Source organism: Paenibacillus uliginis N3/975 (assembly GCF_900177425.1).
Classification (GTDB): Bacteria; Bacillota; Bacilli; order Paenibacillales; family Paenibacillaceae; genus Paenibacillus_AQ; species Paenibacillus_AQ uliginis.
This window is the reverse complement of sequence record NZ_LT840184.1, coordinates 1055916-1080748: the sequence shown is the minus strand read 5'-3', so window position 1 is coordinate 1080748 and position 24833 is coordinate 1055916. Positions and strand designations below refer to the sequence as shown.

At 48.1% G+C, this 24833-nt stretch carries 19 protein-coding genes; 1 reads left to right on the top strand and 18 read right to left on the bottom strand.

The features are described from left to right. Positions 1-227 precede the first annotated feature (227 nt). The 11 genes from B9N86_RS05060 to mscL all read right to left on the bottom strand — a co-directional run bounded on the left by B9N86_RS05060 (position 228) and on the right by mscL (position 16333). Positions 228-3251, bottom strand: a complete 3024-nt coding sequence (locus B9N86_RS05060; protein ID WP_208918047.1) for a VWA domain-containing protein — start codon at positions 3249-3251, stop codon at positions 228-230. Next, positions 3235-5244: a vWA domain-containing protein gene (locus B9N86_RS05055; protein ID WP_208918046.1), complete on the bottom strand. Its 2010-nt coding sequence runs from the start codon at positions 5242-5244 to the stop codon at positions 3235-3237. Before B9N86_RS05055 ends, B9N86_RS05060 begins: the two co-directional genes overlap by 17 nt. Before the next feature lie 79 nt (positions 5245-5323). After that, positions 5324-6289: a DUF58 domain-containing protein gene (locus tag B9N86_RS05050; protein WP_208918045.1), complete on the bottom strand. Its 966-nt coding sequence runs from the start codon at positions 6287-6289 to the stop codon at positions 5324-5326. Further along, a complete protein-coding gene (locus tag B9N86_RS05045; RefSeq protein WP_208918044.1) occupies positions 6286-7275 on the bottom strand; it encodes an AAA family ATPase in 990 nt (329 codons plus the stop codon). Before B9N86_RS05045 ends, B9N86_RS05050 begins: the two co-directional genes overlap by 4 nt. A 35-nt stretch (positions 7276-7310) precedes the next feature. Then, entirely contained in the window at positions 7311-8996 is a 1686-nt protein-coding gene (locus tag B9N86_RS05040) for a phage tail tape measure protein (protein ID WP_208918043.1), read from the bottom strand. Between the two features lie 28 nt (positions 8997-9024). After that, positions 9025-9969, bottom strand: coding sequence for an ABC transporter permease (locus B9N86_RS05035; protein ID WP_208918042.1), 945 nt, complete (start codon positions 9967-9969; stop codon positions 9025-9027). Next, the gene (locus B9N86_RS05030; protein WP_208918041.1) at positions 9966-10895 is read right to left on the bottom strand and encodes an ABC transporter ATP-binding protein; all 930 of its coding nucleotides are present in this window, start codon (positions 10893-10895) and stop codon (positions 9966-9968) included. Before B9N86_RS05030 ends, B9N86_RS05035 begins: the two co-directional genes overlap by 4 nt. After that, on the bottom strand, positions 10892-13288 hold the full coding sequence (locus tag B9N86_RS05025; RefSeq protein WP_208918040.1) for a DUF7408 domain-containing protein: 2397 nt from the start codon (positions 13286-13288) through the stop codon (positions 10892-10894). Before B9N86_RS05025 ends, B9N86_RS05030 begins: the two co-directional genes overlap by 4 nt. Before the next feature lie 250 nt (positions 13289-13538). Further along, a complete protein-coding gene (gene purU / locus B9N86_RS05020; RefSeq protein ID WP_208918039.1) occupies positions 13539-14435 on the bottom strand; it encodes a formyltetrahydrofolate deformylase in 897 nt (298 codons plus the stop codon). Between the two features lie 41 nt (positions 14436-14476). Continuing rightward, positions 14477-15598 (bottom strand): deoxyribonuclease IV, encoded by a 1122-nt coding sequence (locus tag B9N86_RS05015; RefSeq protein WP_208918038.1) that lies wholly within the window; start codon positions 15596-15598, stop codon positions 14477-14479. A 237-nt stretch (positions 15599-15835) separates the two neighbouring features. Beyond that, positions 15836-16333: a large-conductance mechanosensitive channel protein MscL gene (gene mscL, locus B9N86_RS05010; protein WP_425298573.1), complete on the bottom strand. Its 498-nt coding sequence runs from the start codon at positions 16331-16333 to the stop codon at positions 15836-15838. Between the two features lie 248 nt (positions 16334-16581). Between mscL and B9N86_RS05005 the strand changes: the two genes are divergently transcribed. Continuing rightward, complete coding sequence (locus B9N86_RS05005) at positions 16582-17055, top strand: DUF2621 domain-containing protein (protein WP_208918037.1); 474 nt, start codon at positions 16582-16584, stop codon at positions 17053-17055. Positions 17056-17623: 568 nt separating this feature from the next. Here B9N86_RS05005 and B9N86_RS05000 read toward each other — a convergent pair. The 7 genes from B9N86_RS05000 to B9N86_RS04970 all read right to left on the bottom strand — a co-directional run bounded on the left by B9N86_RS05000 (position 17624) and on the right by B9N86_RS04970 (position 24831). Then, positions 17624-18322 (bottom strand): type II toxin-antitoxin system VapC family toxin, encoded by a 699-nt coding sequence (locus B9N86_RS05000; protein ID WP_208918036.1) that lies wholly within the window; start codon positions 18320-18322, stop codon positions 17624-17626. Between the two features lies 1 nt (position 18323). Further along, on the bottom strand, positions 18324-18500 hold the full coding sequence (locus tag B9N86_RS04995) for a hypothetical protein (protein WP_208918035.1): 177 nt from the start codon (positions 18498-18500) through the stop codon (positions 18324-18326). A 337-nt stretch (positions 18501-18837) separates the two neighbouring features. Beyond that, the gene (locus B9N86_RS04990) at positions 18838-19065 is read right to left on the bottom strand and encodes a hypothetical protein (protein ID WP_208918034.1); all 228 of its coding nucleotides are present in this window, start codon (positions 19063-19065) and stop codon (positions 18838-18840) included. Positions 19066-19119: 54 nt separating this feature from the next. Further along, the gene (locus B9N86_RS04985; RefSeq protein WP_208918033.1) at positions 19120-21039 is read right to left on the bottom strand and encodes a DUF6382 and FHA domain-containing protein; all 1920 of its coding nucleotides are present in this window, start codon (positions 21037-21039) and stop codon (positions 19120-19122) included. A 12-nt stretch (positions 21040-21051) separates the two neighbouring features. Beyond that, positions 21052-21564, bottom strand: coding sequence for an A24 family peptidase (locus B9N86_RS04980; protein WP_208920098.1), 513 nt, complete (start codon positions 21562-21564; stop codon positions 21052-21054). Between the two features lie 35 nt (positions 21565-21599). Beyond that, complete coding sequence (locus B9N86_RS04975; protein WP_244562952.1) at positions 21600-22583, bottom strand: TadE/TadG family type IV pilus assembly protein; 984 nt, start codon at positions 22581-22583, stop codon at positions 21600-21602. Positions 22584-22593: 10 nt separating this feature from the next. Next, complete coding sequence (locus B9N86_RS04970; protein ID WP_244562951.1) at positions 22594-24831, bottom strand: hypothetical protein; 2238 nt, start codon at positions 24829-24831, stop codon at positions 22594-22596. Positions 24832-24833: the final 2 nt, after the last annotated feature.

The following is a 24833-nucleotide window of genomic DNA, read 5'->3' as shown; positions in this document are numbered from 1 at the left end:
TCCTGATGGGTATTTGTTGGAACGCTTGCCTAAACAAGTCTACTCTCTATTTCAAATTTTAACAAATGAAATTCTTTATACTTTTGTTATTAAACTCAGTAGCTGGAATTTACTTGATACTAAGCAAATAATAACAAAAAGCTCCCGTCTTTCGGGTTTATGACCCAAAGACGGGAGCGGAAAGCTTACATTATATTGCAGATAACAAAGGAGTTAGTCTATCTATACTAGCGCGAATTACGGTTTTTCGCCTTGAGCAGGCGGTCCATTGCAGAACCGCTCTGCTCTTCTGCCTCCATAGCCTTGCCGCCGGATGATTTCGGCGGCGGCGGTGGAGGCGGCGGGCCTGCAGAGCGCCCGCCCGTGCCCCCGGCCGGCTTCGCCGAGGCCGGCGGTCTCTCCCGCTGCGGCACCTTCGGCCGCTGCGGGGCACGCGCCTCCGGCGGGGCCTTTCGGCCCGCCGCCGGAGCAGCCCCGGGAGCCGGGGCGGTTCCTCCGCCCCCGGCTTCCCCGGTGCCCGCGCCGCGATTACGCGGCTGCTCGGGCACGGGCCCGTCGGCAGCAGGCGGCTTGGCGGAGCCGCCGCCGCTGCCGTAGAAGCTCGCGGCGCGGTCTTTGCGCGCCGCGAGCCGATCGAGACCGGCGTCACGCCCGGTCTCGGCGGCTGGCGCCGGCCGCCTGCGCAACGGGGCGGCCAGGCGTGCGCCGATGGCGGCCCATGGCAGGGCCAGGCGCCGCACGGCGATGTCGGCGACCCACAACAGGAGGGCCGCTACAAGTAGCGAGTAGCTCCAGTCATGGAGCACCTTCCGGGATGTGGCCTCGCGGTCGAATACCTCCTCCGGCTTATCCCAGGAAAGAACGCGGCCGCCAGTCATCTCGGCCAGCTTCTTCAATCCATCTTCCCCACTGCCTGAAGCAATCCGGTATTCCGGCGAATAAGGAACAACAAATCCTGTGCCTGGCGCCGCTTGAACCGAATTGCCTCCACTGGCATCTTCAAGAGACATCAGGAATGCACCAGGCTTCGAAACGTTTACCTGTCCCGTATAACGCCCAGGCGCTTCCTGAATCAGCTCCACCGTCTGTTCCCCGGCCTCATCACCAGCAACTTTGGCAATGAGCTTCTCTGGCGGGTTATCGCTATCTGACTCGACCTGCAGCTTGACTTGATTACCCGCTGCTGTCGTTGTCACCTCATAAGGGGAGGAAGCAAATTGCGGGAAAGTCCACTTCACAATTTCAGTTAATGTGTTAGCAAACGCAGGCCAGGACACCCACTCCTTGGACCATTTTCCGCTCAGATCACTCGTCCATGCAACCGTTCTGCCTGAACCGTATTGCCATCTAGCAAGAACAGGATCCGGTTCCGGGCTGGTCAGCACGGTCTGTGCTGAAGCTTTCGGTGTCGTTGCTACATACCCGTACAATCCCGGTACCCCTTGATCGAACAGGGAGGCCCAATCACCCGCATTTTGCATGGCAGGTACAAATGGTTTATCCACGATATATGATTTCGCCATCAACACCGCCTCACGGCTGAATACGGCAGGAAGCGTCGTTTCATCCTCAACATAGTAATATCGGCCTTTGGCCGCATCCGCGAGCGATTGCAAAAGGTTCGTGTCCGAGTCCATCCCGACCGCGACCGATGATAATGTAATTTTATTGTCCACCATGGTTTGGGTCAGCTCATCATAACCGGATTGGACAGCAGACTGCCCATCAGTCATGAGAATAATATGCCTTCTCTGCGTTTTAATGGACAACATCTCATCCAGAGCCGAAGAAACGGCGGGATAAATATTCGTTCCTCCCGCACTCGGAATGGAGCTGATAGCGTCCAGCACTTCCTCCTTATCCCCAAGCTTCTGAGGTGGAACGACCCACCATGGACTATCGTCAAAGGCGACCACACCAACCGTATCTTTGGAACGCATCAGCTCTACCGTGCGCATGGCGGATTCCTTGGCCAGTTCTATTTTATTCCCAGCCATACTGCCAGAACGGTCAATGACTAGGATAAGTCCCAGTGATGGGATTTCCCGTTTGCCTTCAAGTTCCATCGAGACAGGTAGCGCCTTTTCGATCGGGGTTTTAAAATAACCACCCATACCGAAGCTGTCGTCTCCCCCGGCCATCATAAATCCGATACCGAAGCTTCGAACCGCCTGTTCGATCATGTCCATCTGCTTGCCGCCGACATTGCTGCCGGACACGTTATTAAATATAATACTGTCATAAAGAGCATATTTGGCTGCTTCCAGTGGCAACATATGGGGCGAAATCACTTCAGTCCCGATCATGCCGGACTCAAGGGCTGCTGTAATGTTGCCTGAAGTTCCCGGTGTCCCCTCAACAATCAACACCTTCGGCGGTCCGTCCACGCGTGTGAAGTCAAACCCTGCGTTGTTAGCAGAGGATTCATCACCATCCATGAAAATTTCAGCCCTATACCTGTGAAGCCCCGGTGACTTAGCTAATCCCTTCACAGCAAAGCGATTCTCACCAGGCGATACTTCAACCACTTCCCGACCAATTTCCCGATTGTCCTCATAGATACGGAGTTCACCGGCTGTCTTGAACGTGCTCTTGATCATAACTTCAACATAAAAAGATTCTGCCTGATACAGCTTATCCGGTACACGCAACTCCTCAACTGCCGCATCCCGTATTTCTCTTTGGGGAACCGGGAGAACGTCCACTGCTATACCACGGTCCTTTAGCAGCCTTCCTGTTGCCGCCATACTCCCGACATTCTCTTCTCCATCGGAGAGAAGAACAATTCGGGAATCAGCCGTACCTTCAAACAGATTCCCTGCCAGCTGAAGACCTGATTCAAGGCCCGTGAATTTCCCCTCGAGTGCCGCATTAAGGGATGCTCCTGCTTCCCCGGAAAGGGAAAGCTTCCGTTCTACCGCACCTTCAAGACCAGTAGAAACAATAGCCGTACCGTCTTTCTCCCCTTTGGCATCCATAGACTTTCCAATCCATTCACTGAGTCTGGCCGTGTCTCCCATACTGTCAGACCGGTCGGCCAAATATACAACCTGTTTATCCCGTAGGATCGTAAATCCGTGAAGTCCCGATAGCACAAAAATAAGTAATATGATGACACAAGCCCGTAGAAATAGTGCCAGCTTCTTGCGAAAACCACCCAGCCGGAAATCCGATTTATAAGCATAGTAGAGAAATGCTCCAGCTGGAATCAACAGCAGAAGAAACCACGGACTACTAAATTGAACGCCCACGCTGGTACACCCCCCATTCTGCCGCAATCACGGCAAGTGCCAACGCTGCAAGCCAAGGCATAAGCTGAGCTGCAGAAGCACCTGCATCTTCTGTAGCGCTTGCTGCTTCACTGTCTTTCTCCCCATCTGGCTGTCCTGCAGCGGTACGGCTTACGTCAGGACCTTTATCTGCTGACCAATCTCCTTCAAAAGGATCAGATGTCACTGCCAACCAGTGGCTCACCTTCTCCCCTGATTTATTCTCCTGTTCAAATTCGTATAATCCAGGTATTTCAGGCACGGTTTGGGCTGGGGAATATCCCTTCTCGGTACGTATAGCCTCAGATGGCTCGAAGCCGGACTTGAGCGCCAGTCCGCCCTTTGGAACCCAGGCTGCCTTCACGGTATCCGCCGCAACCGGAATATCGGCCGTAGCGCCGGCCATGTACCGTCCCAATCCGCTTCCCTTGCCTGATGTCATCCACTTCAGAGCGTTATTGACGAGCACCGGAAATTCAGATGATAACGGGAGATCACTGTCCTGCAGCAGAAATCCAAAGGATAGCCGTGGATGTCCTCCCTCCTTGCCCGCATAAACGAGCGGTGTATCCCCAAACTTGATGACTGGCTCGCCCCATGCCGGATTTTCATCCAGCAGGGTACCGATGTATACACCCGACAAGGAAACATAGGACGTTACCGGGTGGCTGACCATTACCGGCCGGCCTCCGGGACTCGCCATTTTCTTCCCTTGCGTGCCGATTGTCCACAGCGGAGTTTTGGCTATTAGCGTTGCCCATTCCCCCTGACGGTAAGCTTCCGGCATCGGACCATCCATCACGATCAGATTGTAATTGCCTTCCGGTACGGGTACCGCATTGCTCTGATCTTCAGCACCCTTCTCTTTACTATTCGTAGAATCGGAATCACCGCTATTGTTCACGGTAACCCGGGTAACTTCAGCACCGCTCAACTGCAGGGCCTTTTCCAGAAACAAATTGCCTGGTGTAAGGAGCAGCACCCTTGAGGTTCCATGCTTCATCCCAAATGCATACGTCTCATTATCAGCGGTATAGCCGTCTTCTCCCGCCAGCTCCAGACGATACACCTCGGCAAAAGGAACATCCGCAAAAGATATGGTTGCCTTAGCCCCTGATTGTACTTCAATCTCCCTGCTTGTCAGGAGCTTGTCATCGCCGTACAAGCCCACTTCCACCGGCATCGGCTGTGCCGAATTGCTGCTGATAACAGCTACAGCTGTATTGGACACCCCTGCTGTATCTTTGTTTGAAATACCGAACTGTTCTATTGCGAAATTAAGAGGAGTTCCCCCGGTAATTTTCTCAACCGAGACCGGAACATTGAACACCGTTTGAGTCGTATCTTCCTTCCACTGTCCATCCGTGAACACGACGACTTCGACGTCACTTTCTTCTCGGGTCAGCGCCGAAGCCAGCGAAAGTGTCTCCCGATAGGAAGCCTGTCCATAATAAGGCTGCATTTCATCTACGGCCTTCAGAAATTTATCCTTATCCCCTTCACGGGACAAAAGGGTGACCGGCCTTGCCCCTACGGTCAACAGGGTAATATCTTTGCTCTTACCTTGATCTTTCACGTATTCCTTCATCCGATCCTTAAGCAAATCCATTCTAGAAGAGCCGTTCTGCTCCTCTTTCTGATTCGTTACACCGCCCAGAGGCTTTACCTTCGCGCTCATGCTGCCCGAGGTATCCGCGACGATAACGATATGCTGGCTGCCGCTTCCGGACACCCGCAAGAAGGGCTGCATCAGTGCGAAGATGAGTAGAGCCGCTGCCAGCAGCTGAAGCCACAACAAAAGCCGGTTTTGCAGCTTCTGCCAAGGCCGGTTTGCCTCCAGGTTGCGGAGTACCCGGTCCCACAACAGATGGCTCGGCACTGTCGTATCTACATATTTCCGCTTGAACATATACATCAGTACGATAGCCGGCAAAGCAAGCCCGAACCATAGACTGAGCCATGATTGAATCCCCAAAAAGTCCTCCTCCTTAAACCCACTGCTCCCGGTAAAGCCTGCGAACCCCTACAAATGTGAACAACAAGCTCGCAGGCACCTACCCTTTAACCAGTCCCGCACCAGCAAGAATACCGAACACCGCTTCCTGCAATGGCATATCCGCTGGAATGAGCACATAGGTCATACCGCGCTCCGCGCATACCCTGGCTAGCATTTGGCGATAGTTCTCCAATTCCTCCCGGTAAGCATCCAGCACACGGCCGGTCACAGCCACCTCTTTACCGGTCAAGCTTTCGCTATCCACCAGACGTAAATCCCCGGAGAGACGCGGCTCTAGTTCCTCTCTCGACAGCACATGCACAAGTACGGTTTCCTGACCGGCTCCTGACAATAGTGACAACGATCTTGACAGTTCCTCTTCTCCGCCTTCCAGCCAGAAGTCCGAGAAGATCCAAGTCATGCCTGGCAGCCTTGGCAGTGCTCCTGGTACCGACAGTGCCGCTGCCAAACTTCCGTCACCACCGGTAGGAGCCTGCTGCAAGTGCGCAAACAATCGGTGTGCTGCACCCTTTCCACGAAGAATTGGCAGACGTGAATCCAGGGTACGGCTGTAACAGGCTACCTGCAGTCTGTCATAAGACGAGAGTGCCATATAACCAATACTCGCCGCTAATTGCCTAGCCAACATCCATTTGGCTCCCTCTGAATCCATTCCCCCGGATACAGGCGTACCTGAGGATGTAGAAGAATCCAATAAAGATGTTGAAGTTCTTGCGTTCATGGATGCAGAACAATCCACATAGATGCTGACCATCAGCTCCTGCTCATCCATGAATTGTCGTACAAATGCTTTGCCTGTTCTGGAATAGACACCCCAATCAAACCTGCGCACATCATCACCGGGTGCATAAAGACGATAATCTGCGAACTCAAGCGATGAACCGAGACGGCGGGAACGCCGCTTTCCTTGCAGCGTGCCGGCCACTCTGGTTCTTGCCCCCAGGCTGAGCCGCTCTAGGCGAGTCAGCCACTCGGGCGGAAGCAGATGTCCGGCCCCGCTCACGCTGATCCCTCCAATTTATCCAGCACGGCTTGAATAACACTGTCTGTTGTAACGCCCATCGCTTGCCCTTCAAAATTTAAAAACAACCGATGGCGAAGCGCAGGCAGCGCGGCAGCGCGAATATCGCCTGTAGATAGATGCATTCTTCCGCTGAGCAGTGCACGTACCTTGCCAACGGATATAATGGATTGAACTCCCCGCGGACCAGATCCGAAGCGGACATATTTACGCACCTCCTCAGGTGCGGATGTTTCTTCCGGATGAGTCATCATTAACAGTCTGACTGCATAATCGAGAATTTCCTCAGCCACCAGCACCTCTTTGGCGCCGTGCTGAATTTCCAGAAGCTCTTCGGCGGACATCTGTTTCTGAACTTCTGTCTCGTGCGAAGACGTTGTTCGTTTGACGATTTCCTTCAACTCATCTGCACTTGGATAGGAAACTTCAATTTTTAACAAGAACCGGTCGAGCTGTGCTTCCGGTAGCGGATAAGTTCCCTCGTTCTCAAGAGGGTTCTGGGTTGCCAATACGAAGAATGGCTTAGGCAGCCGATGCGTCTCACTTCCTACGGTAACCGTCTTTTCCTGCATCGCCTCAAGAAGCGCACTCTGTGTCTTTGGTGTGGCACGGTTAATCTCGTCAGCAAGCACGATGCTTGCGAATAAAGGTCCTTTTTGGAATGACATCCCTGTGCTTCCCTGTTGGCCGAAAGAGAGAATATTCGTCCCTGTAATATCGCTCGGCATCAGGTCCGGTGTAAATTGAATACGCGAGAATGACAGATCGAGCGCCTCAGACACCGTCCGCACGAGCATCGTTTTACCCAGTCCAGGGATACCTTCCAGCAAAGCATGACCTCCGGCAAAAATACACCAGAGCATCTGTTCAACAACTTCCTGTTGGCCGACAATCACTTCACCGATCTGCTCTCTCAGCTTTGATATTTTCTCTACCCATTCCTGCGGTTTAACTGTGATTTCAGACATGAACCGTCCTACCTCTCTTATATGAATTAATGAAGTTACGGATTGGGATTGATCTGAGTGAAGTAATCCTCCACCAGTCCCTGCATCTGTTCCGGCAACTGATTCCGACCGAGGGATTTCCGGGCTTCAGCGGCATAATCCTTATATACCTCTTCATAGGGCCGGGAGGTTCCCGGTACGGTTGGTGAAACACCGCCCTTCTGAATTTCGCCCCCCTTACCGTTAAGTGCACCGGAATCATTTTTCACGTTTCCGCTGCCCTCATATTCACGTGGGGTCGTTACCAACTCACGGCCTCCAGAGCCTAATCCAGCACCAGCACCTTGACCCGATCCAGAACCAATTCCTGATCCGGCCCCCTGGCCGCTACCATCTCCCTGACCTCCGGCTCCTTGTCCCGAGCCTTTCCCTTTACCTGCACCTTGACCGCCTTGGCCTTCCCCTTCTCCGGAAGAATCTTCTCCATCACTGTCTTCCCCATCATCCGATCCTTCGCCAAGCCCGGCCTGAGCCAGCGCTTCCGCACTTCCTCCCGCACTCCATGTGTCCGACACAGACATGCCTGCAGCGGCCATTTGTTCAGCAAGGTTCAAACCTTGCGAAGCTAATGCCGCCGCCAGATCAGATGCTGCCTTTGAGGCTCCGTCCGCCATATTTTTGGCTTCCGCCGCTTTAGCTAGCTCCTCGGCAAGTTTTTGAAGCGCTTCTTCCTGCTCTTTCGTCAGCTTGCCATTCTTTAAAGAATCCGCTGCTTTTTGAAGAGCTTCCTTCAATTTATCTGCGTCTATGTTTTTCGCTACTTCATCGGCCATTTTCTTTAATGCGTCGGAAAGTTTTTTCTTTTCATCCTCAGACATCTTCTTAACCTGCTCCGTCAGCTTCTTCATTTCCTGCTTCAGTTGCTCGGAATTGCCTTCCTGAAGACTTTTCCCTGCATTCGATAACGACTTATTATTCTTCATCTGCTTCGCAAGCTCAGAGATGGCTTTTGCCTGTTCTTCTTGTTTCTTTACCGTTTTCTCCAGCTGCTTCATAACCTCTTCCAACTTTTCCAAAGCCTTCTCTGGATTCTTCTCATTCTCCAGTTGCTTCTTCAATGCATCGATCTGTTCCTGAAGTTTCTGCTTATCCTCCGGCTTAAGGAGATCTTTCTTCAGCTCCTCAGCCAGCTTCTCCGTTTGTTTTACCTGTTCCTTAACCCAGCTCCGCTGCTCCTTGGCAGCTTCGACCTTCTTATCCATCGGATTAGGAATGAATACCATAATCAGTACGGCAGCGAGGCCGGCCAAACATATCAGCAGCTGCTTTTTGCGCTTAGGTGCAGGCAGCCGCTGTTTAAGCGCTGCTATGAAACGACCACCGTAACTTTCCGCTTGTGCCCGCTGAAATTGTGCAGCAGGTGATTTATCCTCCTTGAAGGAAAGAGCGGTAACCATCATATCGCTACGCTCTGCCCCTTCGGGAACACTATCCATAACGGAAGCGGCGTCTTTAACCGGTACACGGCGAAGCAGTCCCCACAGTAGCCCAGCTGCAGCACTAGCTACTGGAAGGGATGCGGCTGCGATATCAAGCCACGGGATAGGCACAAACCTTCCTATAATTAGCAGCAGCACAGCAGCTGTGAAACCGACAGCGAGCCCATACAGCATAAAGGCGACCATGCGGAACCGCTGCAGTCTGCGACGGGCCGTTTCAATGAAGCGCATAATATTTTCCATCTAGTACTACCCTCCGGTCTTTTACGGCTTAAACGCCTGAATCCTCCGACATGACCTCCCTAGGCTTCGATGCCTTCGGCTTGCCGAACAGCTTCCCTCTGCGCACAGGACGGATTCGGCGGATGGCTATCCATAACGAGACGACAATGACGACCGAATAAACGATAACGAACTCTTGCCACAGCTCAATCGGAGCCTTGCTGTTTAACGTCCCTCCCTGCACCATGAACATTTCCTTGGAGAATGAAGGCTCGAACAGACTGATCATCGCGCCCGCCGGATTCAGACCCAGCAAATAGCCTATCCAGGAATAACTTTGAGTTACGGGCGTGCCTGTCGAATACATATTCCGCACTTCAATTCCTACAAAGAATATATACAATAGACCCGTAACCAGGAAAATGACCAATCCCACTCCATACGTTACGATAATTGCTATGATCGTCCGTTTAAACAAGGTAGAGAACAATACCCCTAGCGATCCGAGCAGCAGCATAACAAATAGATAGAATAAAAAAACCGATATGAGCTGTTTAGGCGAAATACCTCCATAAAGAAACACAATACTATAAATCGGAAGCGTAGCAAGCACGATCAGTGTCATGAAACTGAGAGACGATACCAGCTTGCTGAGAACGATGGTTGACGAGCTCTGCTGAGTTGTAAGCAGCATGCTGAGCGTCTGTTTTTCACGTTCACTGCTGATGACTCCCGCAGTCAGTGCCGGCGCCATAAATGCAATCAGTATCAACTGGGCAAAGCTAAGCACATAAAACATCATTTGGCTTCTCGTGGGATCGAAACGCTGGGAGCCATTCTGGCCCAAATACAAAAAGATATAAATAAAACCCATTGCCACAGCACCGAGTGCCAGTACATAAAACAGGACTGACAGCATGGAGCGGGGCGACCGCATACGCAATCGGAATTCCTTATCCATTACAGGATTGATCCATTTTCTGCTCCAATTCATGCTCTTGGCCCCCCTTTGGTTATTTCCAGGAACACATCTTCAAGATTGCTTTGCGCTTCCTGGAAGGATACAACGGGCACATCCCAAGAGATAACCTGACGCAGCAGAGCACTCTGCTGGATATCATCACCGCTGAAATGGACGTGAACGCCTGTATTATCCGTCAAGACGGACGTGACAAACGGCTCGTCTCGCAGTTTCTGGGCAAGCTGTTCCTCATGCTCCAGAGTACGAATATGAATGACCTTTTTAACCCGCAGCCGGTTTTGGATATCGGATACTTTTCCTTGGGCAATCATCTCGCCGTGTTCGATAACCCCGATCTCATCCACCATCTCTGCGAGCTCCGGCAGGATGTGTGATGAGATGATAATCGTTTTGCCCATCAGCTTCAATTCCTTCAAGATTTCACGCATTTCAATACGTGCTCTCGGGTCAAGACCAGAGGCCGGTTCATCCAGAATTAGCACATCCGGGTCATGGACCAGGGACCGTGCAAGACAGAGACGCTGCTTCATTCCCCGAGAAAGGCTGTCGACATACGCATCCGCTTTATCGCTTAAATTCACCAGCTCCAGCAGCTGGGGAATCAACTTTTCCCGCTCCTGCCGAGGGATACCGTAACTTGCTCCATAGAAATGGAGATACTCTGTCGCCTTCAGCTGATCGTAGACACCGAAGAAGTCCGGCATATAGCCGATCCGTTTTCGTACTTCTTTCGGGTACTCCGTCACTTCATATCCGCCCACCTTAGCTGTACCTGAGCTCGGAAGCGCAAGTGTTGCCAATATAGACATCGTTGTGGATTTCCCAGCGCCATTCGGTCCTACAAATCCAAACACGGTTCCTTTATCGATATCAAGGCTGATGCCTTTCAGCGCTTCAAAGGTTCCGTAATGCTTGCTTAAATCTCTGATTTCGATCATTCTATAACTTCCCCCTTCAGCGACAGTTCCGGCATCTGGAACATGACCTGATCCTTAGCGGTAACGGAGAACCGGATCCGCTTATCCACAATATATTTTTCAGTATTGCCCTTCACTGTAAAGACATTGTTATTATCAGGTATCGGTTCCCATGCATTGTCGGCAGCATTCCATATTTCCATGGTCATTCCTCCGCTCAGCTTGGTCCCTTTAATAGAGAACTCGGAATATTTTGCATCCGTCTCTGACATCAGTGGAAACTCGGCAATCATCGTTCCCTGTGCAATCTCCACTCCGTGCGGACTCACATAGAACGTCGGAGCGTTCGACTGCGTTACCTGAGGAACCAGGAAACCGTATGGAATGTTTACCGTACCATTCTGGTTCCAATCGATACTCACAGGTTGTGTCCAGAAATTCAGCTGGTCACTCTGCACTTCCTTGCCCTTTAGCTTATAATTCGTCATGGTGTCATCGCTCCAGCCGAATATAAAAGCATCTTTGACCGTGTTACTCCTTCTGTAGCTGTAGGTGGATAATATTTCCCGCTGGCGACTATACTGATCATTTGAGCTAAAAGGATACAGAATATTGCTCAAATCCCCAGCCATAACCTTCACAACCGATTTTCCAGAGACCGGAACATCTGCCGAGCTCTTGCGGGCAATATCCCCCATCTTGTGAGCCTTACCACCGATGACGAGTACAACTTCTTTAAGGTCATTCGTCGTTTCATTGATCACTTTACCTGCCAACTGCCCCTTGTCATCCAGCTTCAGATCCACTTTTAATTGACCCGTCTCTTCATTTACCGTATTCTCAGCCCACATTTTAGCTAGTGACCACTGCGGCATATTTTTTAGCTCCAGCTTGGTTTGTTCCTCTCCAACACGGATATAGCTTTTATTCTCTGCCGCTCCCCTGCCAAAAGCACCGTTGGAGTTTTGGGTCTTCAAATAAGTGTTCTTAGGAAATTCAAGCTCATAATCACCGCTTCTTGGTGTGAAGAAAGCAGAAGCTGTTGATTTAACCGCACTTCCCTTTCCGTCCAGTTCCATAATATTTATCGTATGTGCCATTTCTTCGGTCTTATCGGATGAACCGATCATATATACGGTACCGCTGGCGATAATTGCAATAAGAGGGATCAGGAACCAGGCCCATTCGCGTTTATCAGTCTTTTTCAAAATGTAATAGAGAATCGGCGCCACAATCAGCGCATAAATAATGAGCAGCCACATCAGCACTTGAAATGAAGGCATTTTCAGTGATGGAAAATAATCCAATACATAGCTCAAATTATCGATCATGGATCCGTAATACACGTTGTTAGACAGCGGGAGATCACTACGTAAAATCGAAGCCCAGACATCGCTGTGCCCCCCCCAGGAACTAACGGGCTCCATTGCTACATCATAAGCCGCATACCACACTTTCCCCTGTTCCACATTACGTGAAGCGAAGAGCGGAACTCCTGAAGTCTGGCTGTCAACAACAGCGCCTTTCACTGGTTCAGCCGTAGAAATAGTGAATTCTTCTTCCAGCTTCAGCGGCTTTCCTCCAAGCTTTTGTAGCTCAGGCAATGACTCTACAGTTGTGGTCCCGTTCAGCTTAACCGGAGCAATATTTTCAAATGGAGCTGCTGTCTTGGCGTATCCTGCTCCGCCAGATAATACTAACGTTCCACCGGACTTAACCCAATTCGTAATCGATTCCTGTTTCTGCTGGGAGAGGGTATCGGATGCAAAATTGTTAATAACCAACACATCCAGCCCGTTCAAAAGCATGGAATCATTCGAAATGTCCTCTTCTTTCAAAGGGATAACGATTAAACTGCTTCCCTTACCGTTCAAAGCACTGAGGAAATTCATCGTGTCCTGATCATCGGACAGAACCCCGACCAAGCCACCCATCATTGCTGACTTCTGTATATAGTTCTTCCCTGTGGAAAAAGATATCGGTTTTCCATTCTTGTACGAGCCTTCATAGAACGTAATTTCGTTATTGTCTTTACTGTAGGAAAATCCGGGAATGCCTATGGTAATTTCTTTTGGCGTATCCTTGGGCAGCTCCACATGCTGTACATAAGCTGCCTCCTGCCCCATTCCGTTCGTGTTGTTTACCCGCAACACGATATCTCCTGAAATGTCGCGGTCGCTTGTGAGTATCAGCTTCAGCGGGTTCCACTTATCCTGCTTGATATTTCCTTTGTAACCCAGCTCTGTCTTAATTCCGATTTCCGGACCATCGGCATAAGCCGTACCACCCTGGAACGGATACGGAAGTACTGCTGTAAATAGCAGCACCATAGATAACACCATAATCCCCGTTAGCTTTTTATAAAACGACAAATGATGATTCCCCTCTCCCTCAAATGATAGCCATCTAAACATAACGTTTTTCCCTTTGGCTTGTTTACCGTTTCTTTAACAATCTCCTATTAATGACGAGCATTAGGAATTAAAAGTTTGCCGAGAAGACCTTTTTTGACAAAAAAAACCCCACTCCAAAAGTGGAGCGGGATGTATAATCCTAATTGCAGCAAAACTCGGCTGCTCCAGTAAACACATATGAACATCACATATGAAACGGCTTTGCCGTCCTTAAAAACGACGGCCGTTTCTGCGAGAAATACTTATATTTTTAAAAAACTACGGTTTTGTTGTTATGGACAAGAATACGGTCCTCGATATGCCATTTGACTGCTCTTGTAAGAACAACCCGTTCAATGGTGCGTCCAATGCGTTTCAGCTCATTAACGTCATCACGATGGCTGACCCGCTGCACGTCCTGCTCAATGATTGGTCCGCCGTCCAGCTCCTCTGTCACGTAATGCGCTGTAGCGCCGATGATCTTCACACCGCGATTATAAGCCTGGGCATAAGGCTTACCTCCGACAAACGCCGGGAGGAAGGAATGATGGATATTGATAATCCGGTTCCGATAATGCTTGATGAAGGTTGGCGATATGATCTGCATATAACGGGCCAATATGATGACATCGATGTCATCGCCGATCACCTCAAGCTGACGCTGTTCGGCTTCCGGTTTCGTATCAGCCGTGACCGGAATATGATGGTACGGAATACCAAAAGATTCGACATATTCCTTCATATCGAGATGGTTGCTGACCACAAGGGCGATATCTGCATCCAGATCTCCAGCCTGCCACTGCCAGAGCAATTCTACCAGGCAGTGATCCTCCTTCGATACGAAAATAGCAAGCCGCTTCTTACGAGCGACATGATGTATGTTCCATTCCATCTGGAATTTATCGGCTATATCGCGGAAAGACTTCTGCAGCTCAGGAAGTTTGCTAGCAAGCTCAGGCAAATCGAATTCGACCCGCATGAAAAACATACCGCCTGCCGGATTCATCGTATACTGATCCGATTGAACGATATTTGCACCATGCTGATGCAGAAATTGCGATACCGCTGCTACAATCCCTGGTCCATCTGGACAGGAAATGAGCATACGAGCCCGATTTAGATGTTGATCTGCCGCGGAAGGCAGGTTTTTTTTCGTGTGAATATCCATACGCGTACTAACTCCCCCTCATTAACTGCTTATTCTTGCGTCTAAGCCTTCTGCCCTTTGCCGGCCAGCCAGGCGATAATACGCTGGTTGATTTGTTCTTCAGTGCAATCCTGCAGCAGGCCTGCAGCTACGACCATGTCGTAAAGGCGCTCCATAGGCTCGCGAGGATCTGCCTTTTTCGCTTTGGCATCATTCTTCAATACAGCCCATGTGTCCAGCACGAATGACCGCCCTTCAATTTCCTCTTTTGCAAAAAACTGTCCCAGTTCTTCAACCTGAGCTATAAACTCGGAACCAAAACGCGCCTCCACCTCATCACGCAGCAGTGCAATTTCGATCTCGTACATAGGCCGCTGGGTTTTTGCATCCTTACCGATCCAAGGCGTCTCCAAAATGAACGGACGGCCCTGCAGGCGGTCATTATGAACGATGTTATTGATCGTTTCAAATCCGATCCAGCCTGTTCCAAGCGGGGTGTGACGGTCTTTCGCCGCACCGCGAGGATTTTTACTGTCGTTAATATGAACAACGGAAAGACGATCCAACCCGATCAGCTTGTCAAACTCGTCCAGTACGCCATCGAGATCACTAACAATATCATAGCCCGCATCGTGAATGTGACAGGTATCCAGGCAGATTGCGAGACGATCGTTGTATTTTACCTTGTCGATGATCTGGGCAATTTCCTCAAAGCTGCGGCCCATTTCTGTGCCTTTGCCTGCCATTGTCTCCAGAGCAATTTTGACATCCGTTTCGTCCGTACCACCAAGAACCTCATTCAGTCCTTCCGCAATCCGGTCGATTCCGTACACCGCATCCTTATCTGTATATGCACCCGGATGCAGCACGATATTCTTCACACCTACAGCATGGGTACGGCGGATCTCCTCCTGAAGAAAGCTTACCGCAAGCTCATAGGTATTGGGCTTGTACGATCCCAAGTTAATAATATATGGTGCATGAACGACAATTTCGTCGATCCCACACTCTTGCATCATGACTTTGCCTTCTTCCAAAAACATCGTGTCAATTGGCTTGCGGCGCGTATTTTGCGGTGCGCCGGTATATATCATAAACGAACTGGAGCCATAGGATTTGGCTTCCGTCGCTGCACTCAGCAGCCCCTGTCCTGAAAAGGACACATGGGAACCGATTTTCAGCATGTGGCATCCCCCTTTTTCACACAATTATCACTTATTTTAGCGTGTATATCGAAATAAATCTAGCGGGATGGAAAGCGGAGGGTCATTTTAGAGAAAAGAGAGAAATAATATGACAAAGACCCTACCGATGTGTGCTGATAGGGTCTTAGTATCTTTAACAGTAACATGGTCTTTACCCGCTAAACGCAAGTCAGCCCAGTTCCCTCTTTAATATCCACAACGGTCTGACGTTTAGGGTTATACCGCTTCGGGCTCAGGCAAAACCGATGTACATTGAGAACAGCGGGTAGCAGCTTTCGGAATTTCAGAGAGACAGTAAGGACATTCCTTGGTAGTCTTTTCTGGTTCAGGCTCTTTTTTCTCTCTTTTCATCCAGTTGATCCCCTTAACAAGCAGGAAGATACAGAAAGCAATGATCAGAAAATCAATCATTGTGTTAATGAATTGTCCAATGGCAAGGACAGGAGCGCCTACCGCATTAGCGTCTGCTAAAGTGGTGATCTCACTTCCGTCCGGCATCCGCATATCCGGCTTTATCTTAATGATGAGATCTTTAAAGTTAACGCCACCAAGTAATACCCCAATCGGAGGCATGATGATATCGTTCACGATGGAAGTGACAATCTTTCCAAATGCTCCGCCAATAACAACCCCGATGGCCAGATCGATGACGTTACCTCGCATCGCAAATTCCTTAAACTCTTTAATAAAACCTTTCAATAAAATCCTCCTCATATGGACTCATTCATTCTACATACCCATATTAGAGAGTCCTATAATTATTTCTTACACATTATATCCGTACTAAATATACAGCTACAAGTCATTTCTGGTGAAAAAGCTTGGAAATATTCATAAACTTTCAAATATCCATAGTATATTTCATAGGTTTTATATTTGCTGCACTCTCGAAATAAATCTGGAATTGCGTTATAATTCTCATGAACGTATCCTGTGATAAAAATCATTGAGGTGATATAAAGATGCTGAACACTGTGGTCGTCCTTAGGACTTTGACATCCAGTGCGCCACCGTCATGGTTCATGAACTCCATTGCTTTTTGGGGATGGGTCATGCTTGGGCTGATGTGCATCGGCGGATTTTTCATGTTCCGCAAGTTTCTAAAGGTACTGCCTAAGGCTGACGGTAAGTCCAAGCTGGACTGGCAGAATTATTGGGTGGAGAAGAGCCGACCGCTCTGGACAGAAGACTCCAAGCAGTTTCTGGGTGAGCTTGTTATGCCGGTACCCGGTCCATTCCGGGACATCGCCAAACACTCGATCGCAGCCGAAATCGGTAAGATTGCAGTGGAAACCGGATCCAGCGAGGTAACCCGAGATCACTGCATCAAGGGTTATATCATAGCAACTCCTAAACGCGATTATCAGTTCCTGATGACCTTTCTTCATAAAAAAGGCATCGATTATACGCCTTACGAACATCTGCTCAATAAGTAATAACACATCATTCGGACTCTACATAATAAATCTAGCTTCTTCGTGTAATAAAAATAGCCCCTTGCCTTCTAGCGGGATTGTCCGCTGGATTCTTGGCAAGGGGTGTTTATCTCTACGATGATTGTATAAATACTGTTATCCATGTTCATGACACAAAAGGCATCTGGGCAACCGTTGATCCAGAGATCAAATGACTCGATATACCCGGCCTCCATATCAGGAAGCACGAAACGTATATCTTCCGCCGGCGATCAGAAAGACTAAAAAGAGACAGTGTATCAAATGTACAGAAGGTTTTAAAAAGAAGACGGTCAATTCTTATAATTGTGGGATCAGCGAGTTATAAACTTGAATTATAAGTTGCATCCTGACCGAATTAAACCGTCAATTTCATCCCATCAGGCCGAGACAGTATTCGTTTGAATTTTGATTCTGTTTCCTAAAACTCATATCGATTATATAGGATAAATAGTCCTTGTCGTTTCACAAAGATTTTCCTTAAGGGATAATATAGGGAAAGAACAAATAAAAAAGCCACTTCATAAGAAGTGACTTCTCAAAAAGCCCATTATATTACACAAGGGAATTTGACATTAAAATCATCAAGGCCTAATTCAATAATCAAATAATCTTTTACATCGAACAAAGACATCATCTCATTAATATCGTAATCGTTATTTGTGGTAGTACTTGATATAATATCAATATTACTGCAAATCCCCAAATCGCCATCGATAGAAAAAATAAATTGACATCCAAAGTTAGTTGCTACATTTAGAATCATTGCATCCGCAGAAGCTAACGGGATTTTAGTCATCGTGATTAAAACTTCTTCAATGATTGAATCATTACATTCAATTAACAACATTTGCTTAATTAGTGGTTCAGCTTTAATGATAGCCAATTCACTATATTTCATAAGAACTTCTGGTTGCTGTTTTATTACATTCCCCCAAGTGCTCTTATATTGGTTTTCGAGTCGTTTAACGCTTCGAGTTTCAGTGGGATTGGCATGAAGATGTTCAGTTACCTTATTGTCAATGTATAAGACCCTTGCTAAAGAATTTATTAATTCTGCAATAACAATTTCTGATGTACATAGTACAACTTCATTTTTAACTAAATAGGAAAGGAGCATAAAACAGGGAACATGCTTCTCATGTTTCTCATACATATATGCTACTAAGATATTCGTATCAAGAAAAAAAGCATCCGTACCAGTTAAAGGTACAGTGCTTTTCCCAAAATCTATATCGGACAAAGGCATCTTATTTACCTCTTACTTCTCTACAAATTTCTTGAGCATCAATATAATTTCTTGTTTTTATTGATCCACCCGCTTTAATCATTTGACTTTTTCTCTCAGGTGTAAGTTGTTTTTTCTTTTCGGCTATTTTAGCAAGTGTAGTTGGGGACATCGCTTTCTCCTCCTTATTTTCACTCAAGACGATCACCTCCAAGTTATACTTGGTAAAAGTTATGTCCAGTGAAAATTACTTTATACTTAGAAAGCCTAACCGTTGGTTATATTTTCCTTCCCCGTATTGTATCACATAACACTTGCCACATAACACTAAAATATAAAAATAGTTAATAACACAATAACTACTAGTTGGTAAAAGTACATTTTTGTTACTCGCTCAACTTTTGCATATTGAAATTGGTAGATAGGCCTTAATGTAGCTAAGCAAACCGGAAATCCATTGTTGGTGTTGACAGATTGAATACGAGCATATTTTTCCCTTTCTATAATCAAATCGACCAATTGTTGTAAGCGAAAGCCTAATCAATAGTACCAACTTCAATACAAAGCAAATAAAGCAGACCGCGATTCACTACTTTTTGAAAGAGTGGTGCACGGGTAAACCAGCTATCTATTAGGACATAGGAAACTGGCATCCCCGCAGCAATCGCACAATCTAACATAGCTACTTTGATTTGCTGTGAGGTGAACAATACTTCTTGACAGCGCTTGTAGCCTGAAGTTCTTTTCTCGATTCTCTCCATCATCAATGGGAATTCAATTGATCCAGAGATCTAACGATTGGATACCATGCCCACAGATCATGAGGCGCGAAACGTATACCTTCCGCCTGCGATCAGGAAGGTGTCACCTTCCTGCAGCGGATATTCCTTATAAGGAACCATGGGTTCGCCTTTCAAAATGGTTCCGTTTTTGGATCCCAGATCTTTGATAATATACCCCTTCGGTCCACGGGACAGTTCCACATGTGCACGTGAGGTGCCAACGACCTGGGCTACGTACTGGGATACCTCAGCCGACCGTCCTATAATAAAATGCGATTGATTCAGTTCCACCCGTTCCGGCACTCCGTCATTGTTCACCCCAATCACTTCCAAGAAAGCACTCGGAACGGAAGCAGCTCTATTGGCTCCATCCTTTACTGTATCCGTCTTAGGTTGAAGAAGTACGGTTCCTCCGTCTCCAGTTGAAGATAATACTTCGGTCCGGCTTGGCAATTGATTGTAATAATCTCCAACAGACGGTATCTCCTCTTCGTCCTCCTGGATATGTCGACTTATGGTATGCTCTCTTGGAGATTGTTGTCTCTCACGGGTTGAAGTTGAAGGTTTCGCCCATCGCCAATCCTCATTGGAGGCAGACTCCTCTTCATGTGTTTCATCTTTGCCCCTGCCTGCAAACCATCCGGTTAATTTGTCCGCTTGAAACCCGAATAATTTAGGATTTCGCGGCTTTCTATGTTCTAGCTCAACCGAATCAAACATAGGCAAAGAATCTGAATAATCCTCTGACCGATCAGCCGATTTCCCAATCTTCCCCTTCCAGCCCATCAGTGATAATGCGCCGAGTGCTACTGTACATACAATTGAAGCTGCCAGCATTACTCCGCTCGGGTTGTTCAAATAAAGGAATCTCCATACGACGGCCGCTGCAAGAAGCCCTCCCAACAGCCAATAGGTTCTTAACGAGGAATTTTCTCTCCCTTCCTCTAATTCCGAATCCGGCGGCATATCCCATTCCGGCTGGCTTCTTGAAGGAAACAGCGGCTTTAAAGACTTTCCTTCCAATGACTCGGCGCTATTGGCAATCCCTCCTCGCCTGCTGTGTACGCCAAACCCAGCGTTAAGTTGTACACCGCCTGCTTCCGCAAGCCCTCTCTGTAAGGAAGGGCTTGAATCCGCTTTTGCATTATTATTTCCTATGCCAATCACACGGTGGCTCAACCGATTTACAGATTCCATTGCCCCATGTCCTGCCGGAGTACTTGATGTACTTGAGCGAGTTTCTTGGGCTCTATCGTCACTCCTGCCTACAGGGTTCATCTTGGCTTCGCCAGCTTTTGAGACCATAGAAACAGAACCTGTCTGATAGCCGCCGTTCAACTGACCTGCTGCTCCTTGCTCCCGGTGACCATCGTCCTCCTCACCCGCTAACAAATCAATGAGCAGCCGTTTGAGCCCGCCCAGACTAAAGCCCTCATCATTGCAGTAATGCATCATAGCCTGTACACCGCCGCCTCTCAGCTCAGAGACGGCGGACATTAGACGGGTAATCAGATCCTTGACTGACGTCCTTATTTGTTCAGGCACAGCTTCGACCTTATCGAGTGGTACATAAGTTAGATGCAGCTTTCCCAGATGAAGAGGGCCTTCGATGAACATATAGCTTTCATCCAAAATATACTGCTCTGGCCGAAGCATATACATGAAGCTATCATTCAAAGTTGTGACGATTTGCAGCAGCAGACCATAAAACTCCGTAAGAGACAGCTTTTCACTTTTCAGTGCCTGGGACAGCATTTTCTTGCCTGTAATGTTGTATTCCAACGTAATGCGAAAATCCACTTCCTTCGTATGGAGCGGTAAAAAATGGGGTATCCGGGAGGAGCGGATCATCCCCAGCTGAACCTGGCTGAGATGGCCCGACATCAAACCCTCCGGCCGATCCAGAATCATAAAGGTTCCCCCATTTTGAACAAAATCTCGTATCAGGCCGTACAAACTCCATCCCTCCTACAGGTGATAATAAATATAAGTACAGATTACACCGGGCAGAACAGCGATCATAAAAGGAAATCTCAAGTGTTCCTCTTTACTATTGCTCCATGGTGAAAGACTTCTAAGTATGAATACACCTGCAGCGTTACCTGCCATTTTTCTCAGTCTTTTGAATGTTTCCCTGCGCCAGATCAGAATGAACAAGCCGATCAATCCGGCGAATAATACCGAGTAAACCACTGCCTGGAGTGTAAAGCCGAGCCCGCACCAAGCTCCTATGCCTCCAAATAATTTGACGTCTCCCGCGCCCACTGCTCCGATAAAATACATAACCAGCACAATAAGGAATCCGCCGACCAACCCTTTAACTGAAAAAAGAATTCCTTCCCATCCGCTCGTCATTCCGTAATAAACCAAGCCGATCACCATCGCCGGCATTGTAAGCAAGTTCGATATTTTCATGGAGCGAATATCGGTATAAAATGCTGCAGCCAAAAAGACCGCACATACTGCATAGGCAAAGTCCATCAGACCTGTCTCCCTCATTAACACGTATACAGTTCTTACTGCCGCTCTATCACCGTAAACATCACTTCCATACGTTCCCCATCTGCAGTTTCAATAATAAATGGCCAGGTTCCCGGAGTTGTATTAAAGCCCACGTTCCACTCCCATTCGATATAGCCATTCTCATCTGCTGTCTTCCAGCCCAAATACTTCGCCGTGCTTTTTCCGGTTTTGTAGTACACTGACATATTAGCGGAAGCTCCAGGCTCCACTTTCACCTTAACTTTTGCCTGTTTACTTGCGATTGCTGGATCAGGCTTCTCCAGCAGCTGGATGCTTCCTTCCTTTCCCTCGTTCTCATTCGAGCCGTTCCCCCCACCTTCGCCGGTGTCTCCAATCCATAGCCTTTCCTGTGATTTAGCCTGTAGTACGATCTTCTTATTCATAAATGGAACACGGATTGGCAGCTCATAGCTGACCTCAATTCCAAAGTATGGATTTTTCCCACTCTTTAGATTGGGCACCGAGACATTGGATACATGAATACGGTCGTAATCCAGAAGGCCTTTGGGCATAAACGGCTTTAAGATCGGCTTGATGACGGGATCAAGTACTGCCTCTGCAGCCTGATTTTTTAGCTGCTGAAGCGGTTCGTCACCAGCTACGGCTGCATCTGCTACCCATTGATTTAGAGGTGAGGGAAGGGAAGAACTGTACTGTGAAGCCCAGTCCGTAAGAGATAATTTCGGAATCTCCCAATGTGAAGTTTGACCTGCCTGTCCTTCCGCTCCGCTGCCCTCGTTCCCCTTGTTAACGGCTAGAGATATAGGATATATATGGGATGCAACTGTTTTTACGGCATCTGACACCGTACTCTGCAGCGCTGTTGAAATGAGTGTCATCTGAACAATATAAATGAGAAATATAACAAAAAACATGAACAAGGGTAGTACAATCGATGCTTCAACAACCATACTGCCCTGTTCGGACGCAGGAACCTCCCGACTCCTTTTTAGCTTCATAAGCATAGTTCGTTTCATTTATGAACTCCTAATAGGAAAAATCAGCATTACGGGTTACAACGTATCGGTTGCCCTCAACTTGATCGGTGCCGCTATCAAACACGGAGCCAAGCGCTTTCGTAATCCCTGGCAGGAACCACAGCCGTATTCCCGTAACGATTTCACCGGATGCATAAGTTCCCCTGTCGGCCGGGTTCACTCCTGTATTTAGCCGGATTAGCGCCAGCATACGGGACATTTTTTTCTCATTATTGCTGTGGATAAACAGAAACATCCTCAAGTGGTCCCTGTACGTTATCTCTACAGGCACGTACTTCGACAGCTGAATTGAACCTTTCTGACAGAGCTGGATCATATCCTCTATAGCCTTTTCAATGCCGTACAGAATAGCTGCCGCTAAAATGAGCAACGGGTTGCCCATTTTACTGTTCACCACAAAGCCTTCCATAGTCCGTATTGCAAGCCTTGAAGCGAATATTTCAGCATAAGCAGCTGCAACATTACCTGCAGGATTATGAAATCCGTATAGTATGTACTCCACTTCCTGTTTACCTACTGCAAACTCCTCACTTAATTGGTCTGCCGATGCAGGATTTCTAACGATCTCTTCCAGCCGAGTAATGTCAAAATGCTGAAAATAATGAACTGCATATTCATTTTGAAAAAGCTCATCCCTTATACCGTTTAACATATTCCCCATCGAGCCGTAAGCGCTGTCCATTTCATCCATTGATGATTTCCCCGCATCGTAAGGATCATTGTCCAGCGCTTTGCCTTTAATCGGAGCCTCACCAGATCCTCCTTGTCCTTCGTTAAACGTGAGGCTTCCATTGTAATAACGCTGAAGTTCACGAAACTGCTCCTGTATTTCATTACTCTGCTGACTTGATCCACCGATGGCATTGATGACCTTGGCGGCCTCTTTCAGTTTCATTTGAGCCTTCTTCTCCGTCGCTTTGCGCTCTTTATCCGATGACCGAAACTGCTCCAGCATAGCAAGCTCACGATCCGGAATATTGTCATTTCCCGGTATGCCGTACTTCCGAACATAATCCTGGACGCTGCTGCTGGCTCTTATTGTGCTCCCCATCATACCGCTTCCACCCATTGATGCGAGAAGTCCTGAAACCTGGCTATCTACCGCATCCCATCGGCTTTTCTGCGTTGAAATTTCACTCTTCAAACCGTTCAACAACTCTTCCGAATGAATGAGCTTTTCCGCCTGCTGTCGTATCGACACAATCATTTCCGCATCACCGGCATTCGAACCATCTGACCCAGGGGTGTTATCCCTTGTCACTTGATCATATCCTTCGGTTTCGGAGCGGTTTTCCGCATCTTTAATAACCTGTTTCATTTCTTCATTTAATTGCTGGGCTTCTTCCCACCGTTCGTTCGCATCATTCAACAGCTTATCCTGTTCCTTACGGATCTTCTCCACTTTGAGTGAGATGGTAATACTCATGGAAGAAACTCCGTCTAAGTAGGACTGAATGAGATCAGTGTACAATTTCTCTTCATCTGACGGGCGTGCAGCATCCTCCTCAGATTTGGTCACGTAATCGTTATATTGTGCCGCGGCATCCGCAGCTGTACGGATACCTCCCCCCAAAGAGGTATCCGTAATGGATGAACCCGGCGGATTCATGATCAGCTTTGACAATGCCTCTACAATTTCACCTGCTTTTCTCTGCTTCGCCAGCATGTCATCGAGTGCTTCTTCCCTTTTGTCATATAACTTCCTAAGTTTTTTTAAGACGTCCACCGCATTGGACGCCTCTTTCATCGACTGTGACAGCGGTTTGAATTTATTCACTAGCTCCAGCGTAAAATCAATGGGTGCTTTGTACTTCATATCCTCACTGATTTGACGGTTAAAAATGTTATACTTCCCTAACGGGCGCTCTAGTGAAAGGCCCGAGCTATCGAGTTCCAGCGGCAGCAAATGGAAAGCATCGCCTCTTTCTCCTGGGCTGAGGCTTTCGTTAAGCATCTTACCCATAATAAAATCTCCGCTGCTATCCCCGAACGCATATAGACCATACTCCTGCTGCAGTTGGGGATCATAGGAGGACATGACAGACCGTACAGCGGCACGGGCCAAACGCTCACTTTGGACCTTCATTGCTGCTACCCGCGCGTAATCAATAAATACAGCGACGAACATAAACACCATAGACAGAGCAATGATTAAAAATATCGAGACAGATCCATCAGAAGATCTTACTCTGCCCATTATCCTATTTTTCTTGTTGGGCCGTTTCATTG

Coding starts and splice junctions, on each gene's coding strand:
- B9N86_RS05045 (WP_208918044.1), bottom strand. CDS start 7,275: ATGTCTGAAATCACAGTTAAACCGCAGGAATGGGTAGAGAAAATATCA.
- B9N86_RS05040 (WP_208918043.1), bottom strand. CDS start 8,996: ATGGAAAATATTATGCGCTTCATTGAAACGGCCCGTCGCAGACTGCAG.
- B9N86_RS05035 (WP_208918042.1), bottom strand. CDS start 9,969: ATGAATTGGAGCAGAAAATGGATCAATCCTGTAATGGATAAGGAATTC.
- B9N86_RS05030 (WP_208918041.1), bottom strand. CDS start 10,895: ATGATCGAAATCAGAGATTTAAGCAAGCATTACGGAACCTTTGAAGCG.
- B9N86_RS05025 (WP_208918040.1), bottom strand. CDS start 13,288: ATGTTTAGATGGCTATCATTTGAGGGAGAGGGGAATCATCATTTGTCG.
- purU (WP_208918039.1), bottom strand. CDS start 14,435: ATGGATATTCACACGAAAAAAAACCTGCCTTCCGCGGCAGATCAACAT.
- B9N86_RS05015 (WP_208918038.1), bottom strand. CDS start 15,598: ATGCTGAAAATCGGTTCCCATGTGTCCTTTTCAGGACAGGGGCTGCTG.
- mscL (WP_425298573.1), bottom strand. CDS start 16,333: ATGAGGAGGATTTTATTGAAAGGTTTTATTAAAGAGTTTAAGGAATTT.
- B9N86_RS05005 (WP_208918037.1), top strand. CDS start 16,582: ATGCTGAACACTGTGGTCGTCCTTAGGACTTTGACATCCAGTGCGCCA.
- B9N86_RS05000 (WP_208918036.1), bottom strand. CDS start 18,322: ATGCCTTTGTCCGATATAGATTTTGGGAAAAGCACTGTACCTTTAACT.
- B9N86_RS04990 (WP_208918034.1), bottom strand. CDS start 19,065: ATGATGGAGAGAATCGAGAAAAGAACTTCAGGCTACAAGCGCTGTCAA.
- B9N86_RS04980 (WP_208920098.1), bottom strand. CDS start 21,564: ATGGACTTTGCCTATGCAGTATGTGCGGTCTTTTTGGCTGCAGCATTT.
- B9N86_RS04975 (WP_244562952.1), bottom strand. CDS start 22,583: ATGAAACGAACTATGCTTATGAAGCTAAAAAGGAGTCGGGAGGTTCCT.
- B9N86_RS04970 (WP_244562951.1), bottom strand. CDS start 24,831: ATGAAACGGCCCAACAAGAAAAATAGGATAATGGGCAGAGTAAGATCT.